We start from the raw sequence: 18,138 nt of genomic DNA, 5'->3' as shown, positions 1-18,138 counted from the left end.
GCTGTGGGGCGGGTTAGTGCTCGGTATTGCGCCGGGACAGGTGGGGATCAGCTGGCAATCACACTTGGGTGGGTTCATTGCCGGGGTGCTGGCGGCACGGCGGTACAAGGGCGGGCGGTAGGTTCTGGGGCTTTCCTACTGCAATCGCGCCGCCGCCGCCGCGAGCACTTCCCCCCGCCATGCTTCCAGCTGCGCCACCGGCACGCCACTTTCCTGCGACACCGACGCACTCGACGCACCTTGCAACAGCTGCAGCACCAGCGCCACGCGGTCCGCTCCTGACCGTGGACCAGGCGCCGCAACCAGCGCCGCAATCGGCGCTGCTGGCACTACACGCGCCGGCGTATGCCGCACGGGCGCAACCGCGGCGTTCACCCCCGACAACCGCCGGCGCGCAGCGATCGCCGTGACCACAATGTCACTGAGCAATTTTACGTACCGCAGCGTCGCGCGATCCGGCGTGATGGCGGCCATCGTGCCGTCCATCGCGCGATCCACATACAGACACCCCACGATCTTTCCCGCCACCACGATCGGGAACACGCCGAACTGCGCCACCCGCAGCGTGCCGGCCCACCGGGCTTCGATGGCGTTCATGGAGCGGTCGTTGGGCAGATAGAGGGGCGCGCGCTGCTGCGTCGCAGTCACGACCGGACCACCGCGAACATTCATCGGGAAGTCGAAGTGCGGCAGCAGCGCTTCGATGCCGTCGCCAAGACCAGAGCGCGCCACCAGTCGCCCACGATCGGCATCGAGAATGCACACGATGACACGATCGAACGGACCGCCGCGCAGCGCCGCTTCCAGGCCCAGCAAGAGCACGTCACTGAGCGCGGTTCCTGAAGAGGCATCCGCTGCACTTTCAAGCTCCTGACGCAAGCGATCGCGCAGCTCCAGCACATCGTCTTCGCTCGTCGCCGGCGTGGCGGCCATCCACTCGCCGGTTTCCACCGATGCGACTCCAATCACTGCGCGTGCGGATTCGGACAGTTCTTTGAAGCGCTGACGATCGCTGGGAATGTGCAAGCTCGAAAACAGTTCGCGCGTTTCGTTCAGCGCCGACGCAATCACTTCGCGCACATGCTCGCGACTGAGCTTGATCTTCGCGCTGTGCTGTTCGATCACCGCTTCCAACGCCACCCCCGCGCCATCAGGGGCGTGATCCTGACGGTACAGCGCCGCGGTGAGATCGTGACTGAACGCCGTGACCGCCGCCGACAACGACACCGACGTGGACGCTCGCGCGCGCATCCCCTGCACCACCGTTTCCGGCATGCCCCAATGCCGCGACACCTCGGCGCCCAGATCGGCATACGCGAACCCAAGTACCGCCTTGATGGCGCCCGTCTCCGACTTGCCCTCGTCGTGCATCATCGTCTGGATGCGTGCATAGTCTTCACCGAAGTGACACGCGATCAGCACTTCGCCCAGGTTGCGGAACATGCCGCACAGGTGCGCTTCCTCGGGTTCCTGCATGCCCAGCTTGTTCGCCACTTCGCGCGCGTGATTCGCGGTCAGCAGCGACTGCAGCATCAGCTCCTTCAAGGCCGGCGAGCGGCGATGGAAGTTCTCGAACAGCAACAAACTGCTGGCCAGCTGACGCACCGTCTTGGCGCCCAGCATCATCATCGCGTGGGTCGCGCTTTGAATTGACCGTCCGGACCGGCGATAGTGCGCGCTGTTGGCCGTGCGCACCACACTCAGCGTGAGGCTGTACTCGCGCAGCACGACGTTGGCCAGGCGCTGCAGCGAGCTGGCGTCGTCATCCAGCGTGGAGATCGTTTCGATGATCTGCTTCGACAACGCCGGGAAGTCGCTGCCCTCGAGGATACGGCTCATCCGCGCACGGACGGGCGATTCGTCAGGGTCTGCGAGGGCGATTTGCAAGTGCTGGGCGTTAGCTGGCATCACCCGAAGTCTCGGCACCTCGTCGATCGGTCTTGCGCCCGTTGATACAATCTGGCATCGCCGCACCACGTCAATTCTGCGATATCACCACCCTCCCGATCTCCCATGCCCCGCTCCGCAGCCTTCAGTCCGCGCGGTCCTGCCGCCATCGGCCCGTACTCGCATGCCGTCTGGGCCGGCGACCTGCTGTATTGCTCTGGCCAAACGCCCATCGACCCGGCCACGTCCACGCTGATCGACGGCGACGTGACGGCGCAGACGCACCGCGTGTTCGACAACCTGCAGGCGGTGGTGGAAGACGCTGGTCTGACCATGGACGACGTGATCAAGTGCAACGTGTACCTCACCGACATGGCAAACTTTGTCGCGATGAATGCGGCCTACACCACCCGCTTCTCGGCCCCGTTCCCGGCCCGCACCACGGTAGCCGTGGCCGGCTTGCCACTGAACGCGCAGGTGGAGATCGAGCTGGTGGCCAAGCGCGCGTAGGACGTGGCAGCGCGGTTTGTCCGTACATCACGAGGGCCGGTTCACGGTGGATCGGCCCCTCGTGAATACCATCCGTTCGGAGCCGAACTGTTAGTTCGCTGGCACCGTCAACACGATGCCGTTGGCCGCCAGCATCACGCTGATCGTGCGAGCCCGAGTCATGAACGTCTTCGACTCCGCTACCGCCGCTTCGACGGCCGCTTTGGCCGCGGTGGCCTGCTTCTGCACCGCCTCGCTCGGCGTTTCCCACACGCCCAATAGGCCGCTCTTCACTGCGCCCAAACGCGCCAGAACGTTGGCGTCATTACCGCCGAAGCCCGCCCCGAAGCCACCGCCGGCTCCAGGTCCGCCGAATCCGCCGGCCGGCGCACCCACGCCGAGCTTGGCGCGCACCGCGTCGAAGTCTTTGCGGAAAGCCGCGAACTGGGTCTTCACGCTGTCGGCGAGAGTAGGCGTGGAATCCATCTTGGCCGCCACCTTCCGTACGTCGGCAAGCAGGATGGTCATGGGAGCCGCCGCCGCCGCTCCGGCCTGTTGAGCCGTATGCAGCTCGGTGGCCAGCATGTTGTAGGCTACGCGCTGCGCCTGCGTGAGCTGCACCAGCGGGTCCATCACGATGGTGAGCGTCTTCGATTCCACCGGCCGGCCGTCGACCACCAGCGCCACCGCGTACGTGCCCGGCAGCACCAGCGGACCCTGAGTGGTGCTGCCACCGCCTCGACCAAACCCACCACCGCCAGCGCCGCCCACCGCGCCGGCGGCCGCGCACGGGTTCTCCGGCAGATAGCCGATCGTCGGTAACGGCGTCGGCATGCCGGCGATCGGGCCACGCAACCCACCGCCGATGCCACCACCGCCCGGGACGCCGCCGCCCGGGGCACCGCCAGCCGGGGCACCGCCAGACAGGGCACCGCCAGCCGGGGCACCGCCAGCCGGGGCACCGCCAGACGGGGCACCGCCAGACGGTATCGCGTCACCGATCGGCTCCACGCGCTGATCCCAGCACACCGTCTGGATGCCGGCCACGTTCTTCGCCGCCGGAACGGCCAATTCGCGCACCACCACGCCGCTGGCATCACTGATGCGCAACATCGGGGTCGGGACCGTCTTCTTGAGGTGCAGCTGCAACACCGTTTCCGTGGGCGGGTTCTCACCGGTGAAGAACTGATGTCCCCAGAATTCGTCATTGCGGTCGTCCTTGGCTTTCCACTGCAGCGATAGACCTGGCGTAAACAGCGTGGCGTCGGCCTTCTGTGTCGCGTTGAACTCCTGGATCGGCTCGAGGTGATCGAGGATCCAGAGCGCGCGACCGTGCGTGGCTACCAGTAGCGCGTTGTCACGCGGATGAATCGTGAGTTCGTCCACACGCACCGTCGGGAAATTCGCCTTCAAGCGCTTCCACGACTTGCCGCGATCGAGCGTGAGGAAGATCCCCGTTTCGGTACCGATGTAGAGCACGTCGGGATTGCGCGTGTCCTCGGTAAGCGTGCGCACCACTTCTCCCTTGAGCGTGGCCGCAAGCGCCTTGAACGTCGCGCCGAAGTCGGTGCTCACCCAGATGTATGGCTCGTAGTCATTCAGGCGGTGATTGTCGACCGTGACGTACACCGTGCCCGACTCGAAGCGCGACGGAACCACTTCCGACACGACGGCATGACCAGCCGGAAAGCCCGGCAGGTTCTTCGTGATATTCTGCCACGTGGCCCCGTTGTCCTTCGACATGCTCACCGTACCGTCGTCGGTGCCGGTGTAGTACACGCCCTTCTGCTTCGGCGACTCCGCCAGCGCCACGATGGTGGGCCATTGCGAGATGCCGTCGTGGCGTGAGATCGCAATGTCGCTGCCCTTGAGGCCCATGGTCACGATGCTGTCGCGCTTCTCGTTCTTGGTGAGGTCGGGGCTGATCGCCGTCCACGAATCACCGCGGTCGGTGCTGCGGAACACGCGATTGGCCGCCGCCAGCAGCACACCAGGATCGTTCGGTGAAAGCATGAGCGGCGTGTCCCAATGGAAGCGATACGCCTCTCCCGCCGTGGCATTCACCACGTTCTGCGTGGTGGGGCGGATCGACTTCGACTCCCCGGTGATCTTATTGCGACGGACCATGTTGCCGTCCTGCGACTCGGTGTACACGATGCGCGAGTCACGCAGGTCGGGAATAGCCACAAAGCCGTCACCACCAAGAATCTGGAACCAGTCGTAGTTGAAGATGCCGCGGTTCATGCGCGACGCGCTGGGTCCACACCAGTTGTAATTGTCCTGCATGCCGCCGCACACGTTGTACGGCGTCTCCATGTCGAAGCCCACGTGGTAGAACAAACCCACGGGCACGTTCTCGATGAACTGCCATGTGCGGCTCATGTCGTACGACGTGGCCAGACCACCGTCGTTGCCGATGATCACATGATCGGGATTCTTCGGATTGATCCAGATACCGTGTACGTCGTCGTGCGTCACCAGCGCCGCATCGGTTTCGAACGTGCGTCCGCCATCCACCGAGAGATGCAGGCCCACACCGCCCATGTAGATCCGCTCCGGATTCACCGGATCGATGCGCAGTTGACTGAAATACATCGGACGCGCATTGGTGTTGCTCTGCTTGGTCCACGTCGCGCCGCCATCGGTCGACTTGTACAGCCCCGACACGCCGGCCACCACACCGCGCGCCGCCGGAACTGCCGGTGTCCCTTCCATGTTCTCCGTGGCAGCCGCCGCCCGCTGCGCACTTGGCGCCGGGCCTTCCACCGTGGCGTACACGATGTTCGCACTTTGACGGAATACGTCCACCGCGATACGCCCCAGCGGTCCGGTTGGAAAGCCCGTACCGGTCACTTTGGCCCACGTCTCGCCACCATCCGTCGACTTCCACAGTGCACTGCCGGGGCCACCGCCGTTCATGCAGCAGGCCGTGCGACGACGCTGATAGGTGGAGGCGAACATGATGTTCGGATCGGTCGCCGACATCACGAGTTCGTTCGCACCCGTTTCGCCGTCCACCGTGAGCACCTGCTTCCAGCTCTTGCCGCCGTCGGTGGTCTTGTACACACCACGCTCGCCGCCTGGACCGAACAGCGGCCCCGTCGCCGCCACCAGCACCACGTCGTTGTTGGTGGGATGCATGACGATGCGATTGATGTGCTTGGACTGCGGCAGTCCCATCATCGCGAACGTCTTTCCACCGTCGGTCGACTTGTAGATGCCGCCACCCCACGACGTGCTCTGGCGATTGTTCGACTCGCCGGTGCCCACCCACACCAGATCGGGGTTGCTCTGCGACACGGCCACATCTCCGATCGCGATCAGTCCCTGATCCTGAAACAGCGGCGTGAAGATCGCGCCGTTGCTGGTGGTCTTCCACACGCCGCCGTGGGCCGAACCGACGTACCAGATGGCTGGATTCGCCTCGTAGATGGCGAGATCGGAGATGCGACCTGACATCGTAGCCGGTCCGATCGATCGGAAGTGCAGCCTGTCGAATTCCTTCGCTACGGGCGTGGCAGCGGACGTGGCAGCGGACGTGGCAGCGGACGTGGCAGCGGACGTGGCAGCGGACGTGGCAGCGGACGTGGCAGCGGACGTAGCCGTCATCGCGTTCTGGGCGCGGGCGACGACCGGTGCACACAGGAGCGTAAGCGCCGCCAGCGAAGCGGCGCCTGGGCGTGATGTCCTGGACATGAAGAGAATCAGCGGGTGAAGGGGAACGGACAAGCGAACTATCGGGCTAACGTGAAGCGTGCGATAAACGCTGTCTCCCGTCTTCAGCGCGTGCCGGGCACGATGACGTCCAGCATTGACCACGCGTTGGGAATCAGCAGCTGTGGCCCGCCGCCTCGAACCAGAAAGCCGATCTCGCCTAGCTGCGGCGATACCGAGGTCTGACGATGCCAGGCGCTGCCCGGCGGCAGTGCGTCGTAGCGCGACCAGTGGTCTGTGGCGCCGGTGGTATAGCTGTGCAACGCCTCCCCGGTGGCGCGAGCGCGGAACTGGACGCACTGCCGGCCGTCGGGCAGGATGCCGCTCTCATACGGCGAGCCACCGGAGAGCGTATAGAACAACTTGAACTCCGCTTCGGAGGGAAAGCGAAAGGCGATGACCTTCGCGCCGATGCGAATCGGATAGCCCGACACGGGTTTCGAGAGATCCATCGCTTTCAGGAATCCCATGGCGTGCCCCACCGGCAGCCCGCGCATGGTGCGCTCGAAGAACGCCAGCGAGAATCGCACGTTCTCGCGTGGAATAGGCGCATCGGTGACGCCCAACAGCGCGATCCAGCGGGCAAGTCGCCGCGGCGACGCGTGATCATCAAGCCGGAGGTCGCTGAGACGGGGAGTATCTGGAGTCATCGGTCCTGTTGCCTCGCTAGCCACGAACATCGCAGCGGTTGCCCAATCGATCGAAGGTGGGCTAATGTGGCGAGTCCGTTCCGTGCCGTCCATGCCCAGCCGGTGACGCGTACACTAAAACAGACAGCTGGCACACGGAGCCGGTGAATAACACAGAACTGCACGGATAAGCAAACGGCACCCTGTTGTTTATCTGTGCTTTTCCGCGCAATCCGCTCCTTCCGTGTTCCAGCGGTTGCTGCTCGCGCGTAGCGCTTAGCGCATGTAATGGCAGTTGTACCCGTACGGATTCTTCTGCAGGAAATCCTGATGCTCGCCTTCGGCCGTCCACCACGTAGCCTCCGGCGTAATCTCGGTCGTGATCGGCCGCTTCCAAAACCCCGACTGTGCCACCCGCGCCTTCACCAGCTCCGCGGTGTCTCGTTGCTGCGGCGTGGTGTAGAAGATCGCCGAGCGATACTGCGTGCCCACGTCGTTGCCCTGTCGGTTCAACGTGGTCGGATCGTGCAGTCGGAAGAACCAGTTTTCGATCAGCGATTCAAAGCTCAGCACCGTGGGATCGAACACGATGCGCACCGCTTCGGCGTGCCCCGACGCGCTGTCATGTGTGTCGTCGTACACCGGGTGCTCGAGCCAGCCGCCGGTGTAGCCCACATCGGTGTCGAGCACGCCGGGCAGGACGCGCAGAATTTCTTCCACGCCCCAGAAGCATCCACCGGCCAGAATCGCGACCTCGGTCTCTTTCGCACTCACGCGAACAACCGGCGGAACTCGCCATACCCTTCCGCTTCGAGCTGCTCGAGCGGAATGAAGCGCAATGACGCTGAGTTGATGCAGTAGCGGAGCCCACCGGCGTCGCTGGGCCCGTCAGGAAATACATGCCCGAGGTGCGAGTCGGCATTTTTTGACCGCACTTCCACGCGACGCATGCCGTGTGTGCGGTCTTCCTTCTCCAGCACCTGCGGCGCCACCGGCTTGGTAAAGCTCGGCCAGCCGCAGCCGGAGTCGAACTTGTCGAGCGACGAAAACAACGGCTCACCACTGACGATATCGACGTAGATGCCGTCTTCGTGGTGATCCCAGAATTCATTGCGAAAGGGCGGCTCGGTTCCCGACTGCTGGGTCACGTTGAACTGCTCGCGCGTAAGCGCCCGAGCCAGCTCGTCTGCAGGAGGCTTGATGTAGTCAGACATAAGTACAGGATATACGCAGAATCGGCGCCCGGAGTGCCCACCATCCGAGTGCCAGGAACCCGCGCGTTTCCCTATCTTACGCAGGTGCAGACTCTCCGCTTCGACAATCGCTTCGTGAACGAACTGCCGGGAGACCCGGACCGGTCGAATCGGCGTCGGCAGGTAACCGGCGCCGCCTGGAGCGCGGTCGCCCCGACCCCCGTGTCCGATCCCCGCCTGCGGGCCCACGCACACGAGGTGTCGGCGATGGTGGGCCTCGCCGAGCACGACGTGCAATCGCCGACTTTCGCTCGGGTATTCGGGGGGAACGAGCTCCTCCCCGGAATGGCCCCGTACGCCGCCTGCTACGGCGGTCATCAGTTCGGCAATTGGGCCGGGCAACTGGGCGACGGGCGGGCGATGTCACTGGGGGAAGTGGTGAACGCCGTCGGCGAGCGGTGGGAACTGCAGCTCAAGGGCGCCGGTCCCACACCGTACTCGCGTACCGCCGATGGCCGCGCCGTGCTGCGCTCGTCGATTCGCGAGTTCCTCTGCAGCGAAGCGATGCATCACCTCGGCGTGCCGACCACCCGCGCCCTCTCGCTCGTGACCACCGGTGACAGCGTGGTGCGAGACATGTTCTACGACGGCAACGCGGCGCCGGAACCGGGCGCAGTGGTCTGTCGCGTGGCGCCCTCGTTTATTCGCTTCGGCAACTTCGAAATTCTCGCGGCGCGTGACGACCTCGCTCTGCTGGCACAGCTCGTCGATTTCACGATTGCCCGCGACTTCCCAGCGCTGGCCGGTATTGCCGACACCACCGAACGCCGCGTCGCCTGGTTTGCCGAAGTGGCCGTGCGTACCGCGCACATGATCGTGCACTGGATGCGGGTGGGTTTCGTGCATGGCGTGATGAACACCGACAACATGTCGATTCTGGGGCTCACCATCGACTACGGTCCGTACGGATGGCTCGACAACTTTGATCCCACGTGGACGCCGAACACCACCGACGCCGGCAATCGACGCTATCGCTTCGGACAACAGCCGGCGATCGCGCAGTGGAATCTCGTGCGACTCGCCGAAGCCATCGCACCGCTGTTCGATTCTGCCGACGCCCTGCAAAGCGCACTCGAGCGATTCGGCGAGGTGTACCTGACCGAGTACGACGCAATGAACGCCGCCAAGTTCGGCTTCGTTACGCGTGGCGACACCGAGCTGCTGCTGGTACGCGAGGGATTCGCGCTGTTGTACGAGGCCGAGGTGGACTACACGCTCTTCTTCCGTGCCCTCGGCGACATCGGCGATATGCTGCCTGCGAAGAGTCCCATCAGTGTGTTGGGAGATGTCTTCTACGACGACGCAAAGCGCGCTGCCAAGACCGAGGCACTCAACGCGTGGTTACGTCGCTGGCACGAATTGGTGCAGCAGCACGGTCGAAGCGCACACGAGCGACGTGCCGCGATGCACGGCGTAAACCCGCGCTACGTGCTGCGCAACTATCTCGCACAGCAGGCGATCGACGCCGCCACCGACGGCGACACGTCACTCGTGCACACATTGCTGGAAGTCATGCGCCGCCCATACGACGAGCAGCCGGAGTACGCGCACTTTGCCGCGCGACGGCCGGAGTGGGCGCGGGTGAAGGCGGGGTGTTCGATGTTGAGTTGCAGTTCGTAATGACCGCGCGGACTCCTTACCTCCCCGCGTTCTCCTGCTTGGCCTGATTGCGCGTCACGCCGGACATGAACATCAGCGCTTCCTGCTGGCTGATGGCGGCACCCTGCTCGGTGCCATCACCCACCTCGAAGATCCGCACGCCGAGTCCGCGGATGTCGAACCGCAGTCGCCCCTCGGCGTACTTCATGTTCTCGATGTATGTGGACGGCACGCTGACCCGGCTACCCGGCATGTACACATGTACGGAATCGCCGATCAACTCCAAGGCAAAACTCTTGTCCGACGACACGAGCTGCATGTCTTCCGGTCCGAGCGTTTGCGCCCGGGCGACCTTGGCGGGCTTCTCACCGCAGGCCAGGCAACCGATCGTGGTCAGAGCCAAGAGAGTGCGGGTCACGTGAGACATGAACGATCGGGCGTAGGAAGGCGGGGAGTAGTCGGCGAGGGGTTCGTGCCGCATCTTCAGAACAATATGACGCGGAGCCGATGAGAATATGAAACGCCGCACCTTTCTGCTGGCCGGACTGGGCACGGGCGGAGCCCTGTTCCTGGGGTGGGCGCTGCTTCCGCCTCGCCAGCGGCTGGTCGGACGCACGCTCCCCGACACCGACGGTAAGACTGTCGCACTCAATGGCTGGCTCACCATCGCCCCCGATGATACCATCACCGTGGTGCTCCCCAAGGCTGAGATGGGTCAGGGCACTCACACCGCGTTGGCGATGCTCATGGCTGAGGAACTTGCGTGCGACTGGGCCCGAGTGCGCGTGGTGCACAGTCCGATCGACAAGATCTACGGCAATGTCTCGGCGCTAGTGGAGGGTCTGCCGTTCGCTCCTGAAGCCGACGGTACATTGGTGCGCGGTATTCGCTGGATCATGGCCAAGACCGCTCGCGAGCTCGGCGTCATGATGACCGGTGGGTCGTCGAGCGTCCGCGACTGCTGGATGCCCATGCGTGAAGCGGGTGCCTCGGCGCGCATGTCCCTCATTGCCGCGGCGGCCGCGACGTGGGGCGTGGCGGAGTCGACCTGTCGTGCCGAACAGGGCGCCATCATCAGCAGCGACGGTCGTCGGCTGCGCTTCGGGGAAGTCGCGTCGCTCGCGGTGCTGCATCGCCCCACGATGATCACGCTTAAGGCCGCCGCTGACTTCACACTGCTCGGCACGCCGATGCCGCGTCTCGATTCCGCCGCGAAATCGAACGGCACTGCGACGTTCGGTATCGATGTCTCGCTGCCCAACATGCTGTACGCGGCAGTCGTGATGAGCCCCTTTGGTACCTCCACTGCGCCGTCGGTATCCGCGGCGCAGATGCAGCAGGGTCGCACCATGCCCGGCGTGCGCGCCGTGATGTCGCTTCCCGGTAGCACGTACGGCGACCCGCCGGCGCTGGCGGTCGTGGCCGAGTCGTGGTGGCAGGCGCGCAAGGCGGTGAGTGCGTTGGCCGCGACCGAATCGGCAGCCGTGGCCGCAGCAAACGCTCCCGGCGGCACAATCGCGGTGTCGACGGTCACCGTGATGCAGGACATTCGCCACACCGTACGTAACGACGACGGCATACCGATCCGCTTCTACGGTGGCGCGAAGGACGCGCTCGCGTCATCCACTCGTACGCTTGACGCCACGTACGAAGCGCCGTTCCTGGCGCACGCCACGATGGAGCCGATGAACGCCACCGTGCGGCTGTCGAACGGTCATGCCGAACTGTGGACCGGAACACAGGTGCCGGGCTATGCGCGTGCTGCCGTGGCGCACGTGCTCGGTCTCGACGACGAGCAGGTCACGGTGCATCAACACATTCTCGGTGGCGGCTTCGGTCGACGACTCGAGGTGGACTATATCGCGCAAGCGGCCGCGATCGCGGCCGCGCTCGCAAAGTCCGTTCCCGATGTACCAGTGCAATTGATCTGGTCTCGCGAAGACGACATGCGACACGACTTCTATCGTCCCGCCACGGTCTCGCGACTCCGTGCTGCGCTCGACGCGGAGGGACGGGTCACAGCATTCGTGGCCCATTCAGCGGGACAAGCGCCGTTCAAAGCGTACAGTAAGCGCGTAGGGTTTTTGCTCACGCAGTGGGGGCCCGATCGTACCTCGTCGGAGGGGACGTGGGATCAACCCTACGCGTTTCCGGCCCTGCATGCGTCGCACAGTGAGACCGAGAGTGCGATTCCCGTGGGCTCGTGGCGCAGTGTCGGGCATTCGCATCAGGCGTTCTTTGTCGAGAGTTTCATCGACGAACTCGCTGCCTCCGCCAAGCAGGATCCTGCGGCGTATCGCGCGGCGCTGCTACAATCGCACCCACGCGCGTTACGCGTGCTGCAACTCGCCGTTGCCAAGAGCGGATGGGGAGAACCGATGGACAATGCCGCCGACGGCCGCCCGCGCGCGCGCGGCATCGCCCTGCATGCGGGCTTCGGCTCGATCGTGGCCGAAGTGGCCGAGGTATCGGTAGCCGCCAACGGACGCATTCGCGTGCATCGCGTGGTCGCCGCGGTGGACTGCGGACTGCCGGTAAATCCCAACATCATTGCGCAGCAGCTCGAGAGCGGCATCATCGACGGACTCTCGGCTGCCCTGAATGGCGAACTCGTGGTGGACGGTGGCATGCCGCGCCAGTCGAACTTTCACGACTATCGTCTATTGCGCATCGACGAGTGCCCGGTGATTGAAGTGCATATCGTGCCGAGTCTCGACGTACCGTCGGGGATCGGCGAGCCGGGGTTGCCACCGATCGCGCCAGCCGTGGCGAACGCCCTGTTCACGCTGACCGGCACGCGCTTGCGCTCCCTGCCACTGCGCATGCCGGTCGAGGCTGCATCATGATGAATCCCATTTCGCTGCTCGTAAACGGAACGTCCGCTACGGTGACGGTCGATGCTGACACTCCGTTGCTGTGGGTATTGCGCCAGTCGCTGGGGTTGCCCGGTACCAAGTTCGGTTGCGGAATGGCCGTGTGCGGCGCCTGCATGGTGCATATCGATGGGGCACCCGTGCCGTCGTGTGTCACGCCAGTGTCGGCCGCGAGCGGCAAGGCGATTACCACGATCGAAGGCATCAGCGGACCGGTGGCCGAGGCCGTGCAAGGGAGCTGGGCCGCGCTTGACGTGCCGCAGTGCGGGTACTGTCAGTCGGGACAAGTGATGTCGGCCGTAGCGCTGCTGCAAGCGAACGCATCGCCGTCAGACGCCGATATCGATCGCGCCATGCAGGCGAATCTCTGTCGGTGCGGCACCTATCCACGCATTCGCGCGGCCATCCATCGCGCCGCAGACACGCTCCCTAAAACACTTCAAGGATCGACATGATGGACAGCAGCACCCTACGTGTCTCGTATGCCGTCGTTGCCGCGCTCGTGGTGAGCACGACCACAACCGCCGCCGCCCAAGCCAACGCTCCCGTGATCGGACGATGGGACCTCACGGTGCAGGGCGCGAACGGTCCGTATCCCTCGTGGGTGGAAGTGTCGTTGTCTGGCAATCGCACGCTGGTGGGTCGCTTCGTGGCGGGCGGCGGCAGTGCCCGTCCCATCGCCAAAATCACGTATGCGGCGAACACCATGCGCTTCGCCATCCCGCCACAGTGGGATGCGGCGAACAATGACATGACGCTTGAAGCGACGGTTGCCAACGACCGACTCACTGGCACGATCGTGACGTCTGGCGGGCAACGCGAGGCGTTTACGGCCAGGCGCGCACCGGCGTTGCGTCGCACGGCGCCTGCTGTGTGGGGCGCGCCGGTCACGCTCTTCAACGGAACGGATCTCACTGGCTGGACATCGTTCGGCGGCACGAATAACTGGAAGGTGGTGAGCGCGATTCTCACCAACACCAAGCCTGGCGCCAACATGATGACCGATACGAAATATACCGATTTCAGGTTGCACCTCGAGTTCCGCTATCCGAAGAACGGGAACAGTGGTGTCTATTTGCGTGGTCGTCACGAGGTGCAGGTGGAGGACGTCAGCGACGCTGAACTGAACTCGACGCACATCGGTGGTGTGTACGGATTTCTCGTGCCGAACGAGAATGCGGCCAACGGGCCTGGCGTGTGGAATACGTACGACATCACGCTCATCGGTCGTCGTGTGACGGTGGTGTTGAACGGCAAAACCGTAGTCGCGGACCAGATCATTCCCGGCATCACCGGCGGCGCACTCGACAGCGATGAGGGCGCGCCCGGCCCGATCTACCTGCAGGGCGATCACACCACCGTCGAGTATCGCAACATCGTGATTACGCCGGTGCGGTGATCAGGTACCGCCGTACCACTCGTAGCCGAGATCGCTCCAGTACCCGCCGTTCGCGGTCGGCATGAACGTGATGCGCGTGAGATACTTCGTGTTCTTGTAGCCGAGTTTCACGGGAGAGTGCACCCGCGCCGGCGCACCGTACCGCGGTGACAGCAGCGTCCCGTCTTTCGCGATGGCCACCATCGTTTGCGGATGCATCGTGCTCTCGATGTCCCAGCTTTCGTGGTATCCCTTGTCGAACGACGAAAAGTCGACAAAACCCGCATCAGCGGTGGGCTGGGCCAAGCGCGCCAGGGTGGACATGGGCACGCCCTGGAATTCCACGGCGGCGGTCCATCCCTCCACGCAGTAGTGATTCACCCGCTGCGTACGCGTGGCCAGGCGCTGAAGCTGCGCGGCGTCGAGTCGGAGCGGAGTACGCACCGCACCATCGACCACCAGCTGCCACGCCCCCGACACCGCCGGGTCCCACGTGGGCACGCTGGGGGAAATGAAATAGCTCGGGAATCGCTCCCCGGCCACACGCACGCCCGACTTCACGCGGTCGTTGCCGGCGCGGCTCAGCAACCATCGCTCGAGCTTCTCGTTCTTGGTCCCAACCAGGTCGAGCAGCTTGAGCATGCCGGGGGTCCCTTGCGCGTTGCACGCCGCCAGTAGCGGCGCGGAGATGCCGAGGCTGAGCAACCGAAGAAACATGCGACGATCCTGTGGGCCAGTCATGGCTTCTTGCTCCTCGGCAGCACATTCGACAGCGGTCGCGCGTTGCGCGCTTCCGGTGACCAGCGATCCTCGTCGTACCGACCGGTCGTCATGGCGCGCAGCGCATACGGGTCGACGGTAAACACCATGATGACGTGCACCAGTACCAATAGCGCGAGCGCGAGCATGGCTGCGAAGTGCCACCACCGGGCGAGCGCGTAGCCGCCGTAGAGCGCGGTGAGCCACGACAACGACACCGGTTTCCAGATCGCGATGCCGCTGGTCACCATCACGGCACCGATCACCAACATGCTGGTGTAGGCGTACTGCTGCAGCGCATTGTGCTTGCCCTGCACCGGATGGTCTTTCCGGATATACAGATAGAAGCGCACCATCTCGATCGCGTCGCGCCAGGCGTTCACCCGCGGTACGATCGTGCGCCACCGTCCATGCCGGAAGAGATGCACGAGATACACCAGCGCGTTGGCGACGAGCAACCACATCATGGCGAAGTGCCAGTGGCGCGCTCCGCCCAACCAGCCGCCCAGCGTGAGGACGACAGGAATCGGCGTGCCCTCCCATGGCCACCAGGCGAACGGGGCATCGCCTTTGCGGGCGAAGAACGGCGCCGCGTTGAAGATCCGCATGCCGGAGGCCGCCATCACGGTCAGGGCGAGTGCACTGACCCAATGCGTGATGCGAGCGATAGGATGGTGACGCCGGGAGTTGGTCATGGCCAGACGTAGACGCAACGGCACTTGTCAGTTCCCGGGAACTCTTCACTTCGCATGCGGCTAGCTACAGCATGGAACTCACCCCAATCGTCGAACGGCAGCTCGCCTACGCGGAGGAACAGCCGTTAGACGGCGTAGGCAGGGTGGGGTATGTTGGCGTGGGCACCGAACAGATGATCGACGCCGCTGCTCGCAAACGTTTGCCGATACGCCGGTCGCGCCGGTCGACATCTTGGATTCCATGAGCGATCGCGACGCACAATTCGAGAACGGCGCGCTGACCTGCCTCCCTGACGTCGCGCGTTTCGCCTGGTCGCTCACCCGCAGTGAGAGCGCGGCGGATGATCTTGTGCAGGAGACATTCCTGCGCGCGTATCGCGGCTACGCGTCATTTCAGCAAGGTGCCGACGTACGTCGGTGGCTGTTCACCATTTGTCATCACGCCTTCCTTCGCATTCAGGAGCGCGAGCAGCGCATGGTGCTCTCCAGCGATGGTGATGACGCCGAGCTTGAAACGCTGGGCGCGGTGATGGGCCATGTGGCCGCGCAGCGCTCGGGGCTCGATGCCTACGTATGCAGCATCGACGTCGGCCCGGCCATTCGCGACGCAATCGAGCAACTCGCCGCGCCGTATCGTCTGGCGGTAACGCTGGTGGATGTGGAGGGAATGTCCTATGAAGAAGCGGCGCAGGTCGCGGCAGTTCCCGTAGGCACCATTCGATCACGGCTGTTTCGTGCTCGGCGCCTATTGCAGGAACAGCTGTTCGAGTATGCGCGCGATCTCGGATTCACCGGTGCAGCAGGCACCACGAGGCCCTCGCGCGAGTCGGTCTCCATCACGTCACCCCGCCCCGAACAATGAACACCATGACACGAGCCGAAAGCGAGCCGATTGACTGCCGCACCGCGGTGCAGCGGTTGTGGGACTATCTCGACGGAGAACTCGATGCTGTTCGCCTGGCCGAAGTGACGGCGCATGTGGAGCGATGCGCGGCCTGCAGTGAGCACATGCAGTTCGCGCGCACGTTCCTCAGTGCACTCTCAGCCAGTCGCGCCGAGGTTGCGGACGCGACGGCGCTCCGAGCTCGGGTGGTCTCGGCGCTGCAGCGCGAAGGATTCTCGTCGACGTTGCATGTGAGGTAGCGCGCGAGCGGTGCTACCGGCCACCGCGGGGAATGCGCGGGGGCCCCGAGCCCGGTGGTCCGCTGGGCGGGGTGATCGCGCGGGCCGCGCGGCGGCCGAAGGCCAAGCGTCCCACCTTTCGCGTCACCAGCACGAGCATCAGCACCACGGCCAGCAACGCGACCAGCGGCAGGAAGATGGCGAGGACGCTGGTGACCACCGCGCCGATCAGTTCCATGGTGGAGACCACCGGATTGCCCACACCACCGGTGAGCGTCGTCGACTTGAAGCGGGTGAGGACTGAAGCGCCCTGTGTAATGCCAGCCGCACCACCGGCAATCAGCACCACACTCCACTTCACGAGCGGCGGCACATCCACCACGACCGACGCCGCCGCAATCATGCCGGCGAGCAGCGCCGTCGGTGTCGCGACCACGTCGAGCAGCTGATCGATCCAGGGTACCGCATACGCGCCGATCTCCAGCAGCGTGGCGATGGCGAGAGCCGCGAGGGCCGGCGTGGTGGCCAGCCAAGCGAACCCGGGTGAGAGCTCCAGCACTCCGGTCTTGGCGGCAATCGCGGCCGCCAATAACGGCACAAACACCCGAAACCCCGCGGCCGCCGCGAGACCGAGGCCGATCGCCACGCCCAGCAGGGCGTCACTCGTGAGGAACGCATCCGGTCGCATACAGGAGAGATACCACGGCGCCGTTCCGCCCGCGACGTCCGCACACTACTCTGGTGCGATGCGGTTATTCGGCTGGTTCTTCCTGGCGACGCTGTCACTGGTGCTCATGGTGCAGCTGCGCTTGATCGACGGCGCACTCACGTCGCCGGACACCCCCTGGGGGATCGTCGGCTTCGAGCTGGCGTTTACGCGGGTCCGCGCCGCCGAGATGCTGGGCGTCTGGCGCAGTCTGGGCGTCACCGACAGCGCGTTCGTCAGTCTTGGGGTGGATGTGGCGTTCCTGCTGGTCTATCCGTTCATGCTCCGCAGCCTCGTGCAGCTGCTGCGGTTCGACGACGGGTCGAACGTCCAGCGCGTTGGTGCACGGTTGGCCTCCGCGGTGCTGGTGTGCATTCCGCTTGATGCGCTCGAGAACGCGCTGCTCTGGCGCATGCTGGTGACAGGCGCATCGGCGTCGCTGGCACTGGTCGCCGGAGTGGCGGCCACGATCAAGTTTTTGCTCGTCCTCATCACCGCCGCCTGGTGCGCCGGTGCTCTTTTCAGGCGTCTCTTTCCCCGCCCCGCACATGGCTAACGGACCCGGTCCCGCCGGCATCGCCGCACGATTGATCGCCGCACTCGTGCTGGTGTTCGGCACCTACAACCCCGAGGGATACTCGTTCTATCACTGGGCAATAGCGCCACTATTAGGACACACCAGCAGCATTGGTCCTGTATCGGTGAAAGTTCTGGTGGGAATCATACTGCTCGGCGGATGGGGAGTGTTTCTCAACGCCACCCGTCGCTCGATCGGAATAGGTGGAGCCGCCCTCGTGATCGCGATCTCGGGGGCACTGGTGTGGATCCTGCTCGACTTCGGCATCGTGAGCGCGGGATCGGCTCGCGGCATTTCGTACGTCGTGCTGCTCTGCACCGCCGTGCTGTTGGCGGTCGGGATGAGCTGGTCGCATGTATCGAAGGCGATGAGTGGACAGGTCGATATGGACCAAACGGACTGAGCGCTGTGGGAGGGGCAAGCTGGGCGCTGGGCTCTTGCTGTGGGCTGTCGGCTC

General features: G+C 64.5%; 19 protein-coding genes. 10 read left to right on the top strand and 9 right to left on the bottom strand.

What is annotated here, in order from left to right:
* The first annotated feature begins 16 nt into the window (after positions 1 to 16).
* Positions 17 to 121, top strand: coding sequence for a hypothetical protein (locus tag ACLL97_RS01020; protein WP_411278613.1), 105 nt, complete (start codon positions 17 to 19; stop codon positions 119 to 121).
* A gap of 14 nt (positions 122 to 135) precedes the next feature.
* Here ACLL97_RS01020 and ACLL97_RS01015 read toward each other — a convergent pair whose 3' ends face one another.
* Complete coding sequence (locus tag ACLL97_RS01015) at positions 136 to 1,839, bottom strand: HDOD domain-containing protein (protein ID WP_411278612.1); 1,704 nt, start codon at positions 1,837 to 1,839, stop codon at positions 136 to 138.
* Between the two features lie 174 nt (positions 1,840 to 2,013).
* On the opposite strand from ACLL97_RS01015, the gene ACLL97_RS01010 reads away from it, so the two are divergent.
* Complete coding sequence (locus tag ACLL97_RS01010; RefSeq protein WP_411278611.1) at positions 2,014 to 2,397, top strand: Rid family detoxifying hydrolase; 384 nt, start codon at positions 2,014 to 2,016, stop codon at positions 2,395 to 2,397.
* A gap of 90 nt (positions 2,398 to 2,487) precedes the next feature.
* Here ACLL97_RS01010 and ACLL97_RS01005 read toward each other — a convergent pair whose 3' ends face one another.
* From ACLL97_RS01005 to msrB, 4 genes are all read right to left on the bottom strand, one after another.
* The gene (locus ACLL97_RS01005) at positions 2,488 to 6,072 is read right to left on the bottom strand and encodes a WD40/YVTN/BNR-like repeat-containing protein (protein ID WP_411278610.1); all 3,585 of its coding nucleotides are present in this window, start codon (positions 6,070 to 6,072) and stop codon (positions 2,488 to 2,490) included.
* Between the two features lie 83 nt (positions 6,073 to 6,155).
* Positions 6,156 to 6,740 carry a hypothetical protein gene (locus ACLL97_RS01000; RefSeq protein WP_411278609.1) on the bottom strand — a complete coding sequence of 195 codons (585 nt, stop codon included), beginning with the start codon at positions 6,738 to 6,740 and terminating at the stop codon, positions 6,156 to 6,158.
* A 255-nt stretch (positions 6,741 to 6,995) separates the two neighbouring features.
* Entirely contained in the window at positions 6,996 to 7,493 is a 498-nt protein-coding gene (msrA, locus tag ACLL97_RS00995; RefSeq protein ID WP_411278608.1) for a peptide-methionine (S)-S-oxide reductase MsrA, read from the bottom strand.
* Positions 7,490 to 7,933 carry a peptide-methionine (R)-S-oxide reductase MsrB gene (gene msrB / locus ACLL97_RS00990; RefSeq protein WP_411278607.1) on the bottom strand — a complete coding sequence of 148 codons (444 nt, stop codon included), beginning with the start codon at positions 7,931 to 7,933 and terminating at the stop codon, positions 7,490 to 7,492. Before msrB ends, msrA begins: the two co-directional genes overlap by 4 nt.
* Positions 7,934 to 8,017: 84 nt before the next feature.
* Between msrB and ACLL97_RS00985 the strand changes: the two genes are divergently transcribed.
* A complete protein-coding gene (locus ACLL97_RS00985) occupies positions 8,018 to 9,592 on the top strand; it encodes a protein adenylyltransferase SelO (RefSeq protein WP_411278606.1) in 1,575 nt (524 codons plus the stop codon).
* 16 nt (positions 9,593 to 9,608) lie between these two features.
* On the opposite strand, the gene ACLL97_RS00980 is transcribed toward ACLL97_RS00985, so the two are convergent.
* Positions 9,609 to 9,989: a hypothetical protein gene (locus tag ACLL97_RS00980; RefSeq protein WP_411278605.1), complete on the bottom strand. Its 381-nt coding sequence runs from the start codon at positions 9,987 to 9,989 to the stop codon at positions 9,609 to 9,611.
* A gap of 97 nt (positions 9,990 to 10,086) precedes the next feature.
* On the opposite strand from ACLL97_RS00980, the gene ACLL97_RS00975 reads away from it, so the two are divergent.
* From ACLL97_RS00975 to ACLL97_RS00965, 3 genes are read left to right on the top strand one after another with little or no spacing between them, the layout of a single operon-like run.
* A complete protein-coding gene (locus tag ACLL97_RS00975; RefSeq protein ID WP_411278604.1) occupies positions 10,087 to 12,417 on the top strand; it encodes a molybdopterin cofactor-binding domain-containing protein in 2,331 nt (776 codons plus the stop codon).
* Complete coding sequence (locus ACLL97_RS00970; RefSeq protein ID WP_411278603.1) at positions 12,414 to 12,899, top strand: (2Fe-2S)-binding protein; 486 nt, start codon at positions 12,414 to 12,416, stop codon at positions 12,897 to 12,899. The genes ACLL97_RS00975 and ACLL97_RS00970 overlap by 4 nt, the downstream gene beginning before the upstream one ends.
* Positions 12,896 to 13,843 carry a DUF1080 domain-containing protein gene (locus tag ACLL97_RS00965; RefSeq protein WP_411278602.1) on the top strand — a complete coding sequence of 316 codons (948 nt, stop codon included), beginning with the start codon at positions 12,896 to 12,898 and terminating at the stop codon, positions 13,841 to 13,843. Before ACLL97_RS00970 ends, ACLL97_RS00965 begins: the two co-directional genes overlap by 4 nt.
* Here ACLL97_RS00965 and ACLL97_RS00960 read toward each other — a convergent pair whose 3' ends face one another.
* Positions 13,844 to 14,563, bottom strand: a complete 720-nt coding sequence (locus ACLL97_RS00960) for a molybdopterin-dependent oxidoreductase (protein WP_411278601.1) — start codon at positions 14,561 to 14,563, stop codon at positions 13,844 to 13,846. It abuts the gene before it with no gap.
* Complete coding sequence (locus ACLL97_RS00955) at positions 14,560 to 15,276, bottom strand: cytochrome b/b6 domain-containing protein (protein WP_411278600.1); 717 nt, start codon at positions 15,274 to 15,276, stop codon at positions 14,560 to 14,562. Before ACLL97_RS00955 ends, ACLL97_RS00960 begins: the two co-directional genes overlap by 4 nt.
* A gap of 241 nt (positions 15,277 to 15,517) precedes the next feature.
* Between ACLL97_RS00955 and ACLL97_RS00950 the strand changes: the two genes are divergently transcribed.
* Positions 15,518 to 16,138, top strand: coding sequence for a sigma-70 family RNA polymerase sigma factor (locus tag ACLL97_RS00950; protein ID WP_411278599.1), 621 nt, complete (start codon positions 15,518 to 15,520; stop codon positions 16,136 to 16,138).
* A 5-nt stretch (positions 16,139 to 16,143) separates the two neighbouring features.
* Positions 16,144 to 16,419 (top strand): anti-sigma factor family protein, encoded by a 276-nt coding sequence (locus tag ACLL97_RS00945; protein WP_411278598.1) that lies wholly within the window; start codon positions 16,144 to 16,146, stop codon positions 16,417 to 16,419.
* A gap of 13 nt (positions 16,420 to 16,432) precedes the next feature.
* Here the strand turns inward: ACLL97_RS00945 and ACLL97_RS00940 are convergent, their stop codons facing one another.
* Entirely contained in the window at positions 16,433 to 17,086 is a 654-nt protein-coding gene (locus tag ACLL97_RS00940; protein WP_411278597.1) for a DUF4126 domain-containing protein, read from the bottom strand.
* A 58-nt stretch (positions 17,087 to 17,144) separates the two neighbouring features.
* Between ACLL97_RS00940 and ACLL97_RS00935 the strand changes: the two genes are divergently transcribed.
* Both ACLL97_RS00935 and ACLL97_RS00930 read left to right on the top strand, forming a co-directional pair.
* On the top strand, positions 17,145 to 17,660 hold the full coding sequence (locus ACLL97_RS00935) for a hypothetical protein (protein WP_411278596.1): 516 nt from the start codon (positions 17,145 to 17,147) through the stop codon (positions 17,658 to 17,660).
* Positions 17,653 to 18,084, top strand: a complete 432-nt coding sequence (locus ACLL97_RS00930; RefSeq protein WP_411278595.1) for a DUF6524 family protein — start codon at positions 17,653 to 17,655, stop codon at positions 18,082 to 18,084. Before ACLL97_RS00935 ends, ACLL97_RS00930 begins: the two co-directional genes overlap by 8 nt.
* Positions 18,085 to 18,138: the final 54 nt, after the last annotated feature.

This window comes from Gemmatimonas sp. (genome assembly GCF_046594945.1).
In the GTDB taxonomy this organism is placed as follows: domain Bacteria; phylum Gemmatimonadota; class Gemmatimonadetes; order Gemmatimonadales; family Gemmatimonadaceae; genus Gemmatimonas.
This window is presented reverse-complemented; position numbering and strand designations above follow the sequence as displayed.

Excerpts from the sequence above, each read along its gene's own strand:
- ACLL97_RS01015 (WP_411278612.1), bottom strand. The coding sequence starts at position 1,839 with ATGAGCCGTATCCTCGAGGGCAGCGACTTCCCGGCGTTGTCGAAGCAG.
- ACLL97_RS00935 (WP_411278596.1), top strand. The coding sequence starts at position 17,145 with ATGCGGTTATTCGGCTGGTTCTTCCTGGCGACGCTGTCACTGGTGCTC.
- ACLL97_RS00930 (WP_411278595.1), top strand. The coding sequence starts at position 17,653 with ATGGCTAACGGACCCGGTCCCGCCGGCATCGCCGCACGATTGATCGCC.
- ACLL97_RS01010 (WP_411278611.1), top strand. The coding sequence starts at position 2,014 with ATGCCCCGCTCCGCAGCCTTCAGTCCGCGCGGTCCTGCCGCCATCGGC.
- ACLL97_RS01005 (WP_411278610.1), bottom strand. The coding sequence starts at position 6,072 with ATGTCCAGGACATCACGCCCAGGCGCCGCTTCGCTGGCGGCGCTTACG.
- ACLL97_RS00960 (WP_411278601.1), bottom strand. The coding sequence starts at position 14,563 with ATGACTGGCCCACAGGATCGTCGCATGTTTCTTCGGTTGCTCAGCCTC.
- ACLL97_RS00970 (WP_411278603.1), top strand. The coding sequence starts at position 12,414 with ATGATGAATCCCATTTCGCTGCTCGTAAACGGAACGTCCGCTACGGTG.
- ACLL97_RS00975 (WP_411278604.1), top strand. The coding sequence starts at position 10,087 with ATGAAACGCCGCACCTTTCTGCTGGCCGGACTGGGCACGGGCGGAGCC.
- ACLL97_RS00940 (WP_411278597.1), bottom strand. The coding sequence starts at position 17,086 with ATGCGACCGGATGCGTTCCTCACGAGTGACGCCCTGCTGGGCGTGGCG.
- ACLL97_RS00950 (WP_411278599.1), top strand. The coding sequence starts at position 15,518 with ATGAGCGATCGCGACGCACAATTCGAGAACGGCGCGCTGACCTGCCTC.
- ACLL97_RS00945 (WP_411278598.1), top strand. The coding sequence starts at position 16,144 with ATGACACGAGCCGAAAGCGAGCCGATTGACTGCCGCACCGCGGTGCAG.
- msrB (WP_411278607.1), bottom strand. The coding sequence starts at position 7,933 with ATGTCTGACTACATCAAGCCTCCTGCAGACGAGCTGGCTCGGGCGCTT.
- ACLL97_RS00965 (WP_411278602.1), top strand. The coding sequence starts at position 12,896 with ATGATGGACAGCAGCACCCTACGTGTCTCGTATGCCGTCGTTGCCGCG.
- ACLL97_RS00955 (WP_411278600.1), bottom strand. The coding sequence starts at position 15,276 with ATGACCAACTCCCGGCGTCACCATCCTATCGCTCGCATCACGCATTGG.
- ACLL97_RS01000 (WP_411278609.1), bottom strand. The coding sequence starts at position 6,740 with ATGACTCCAGATACTCCCCGTCTCAGCGACCTCCGGCTTGATGATCAC.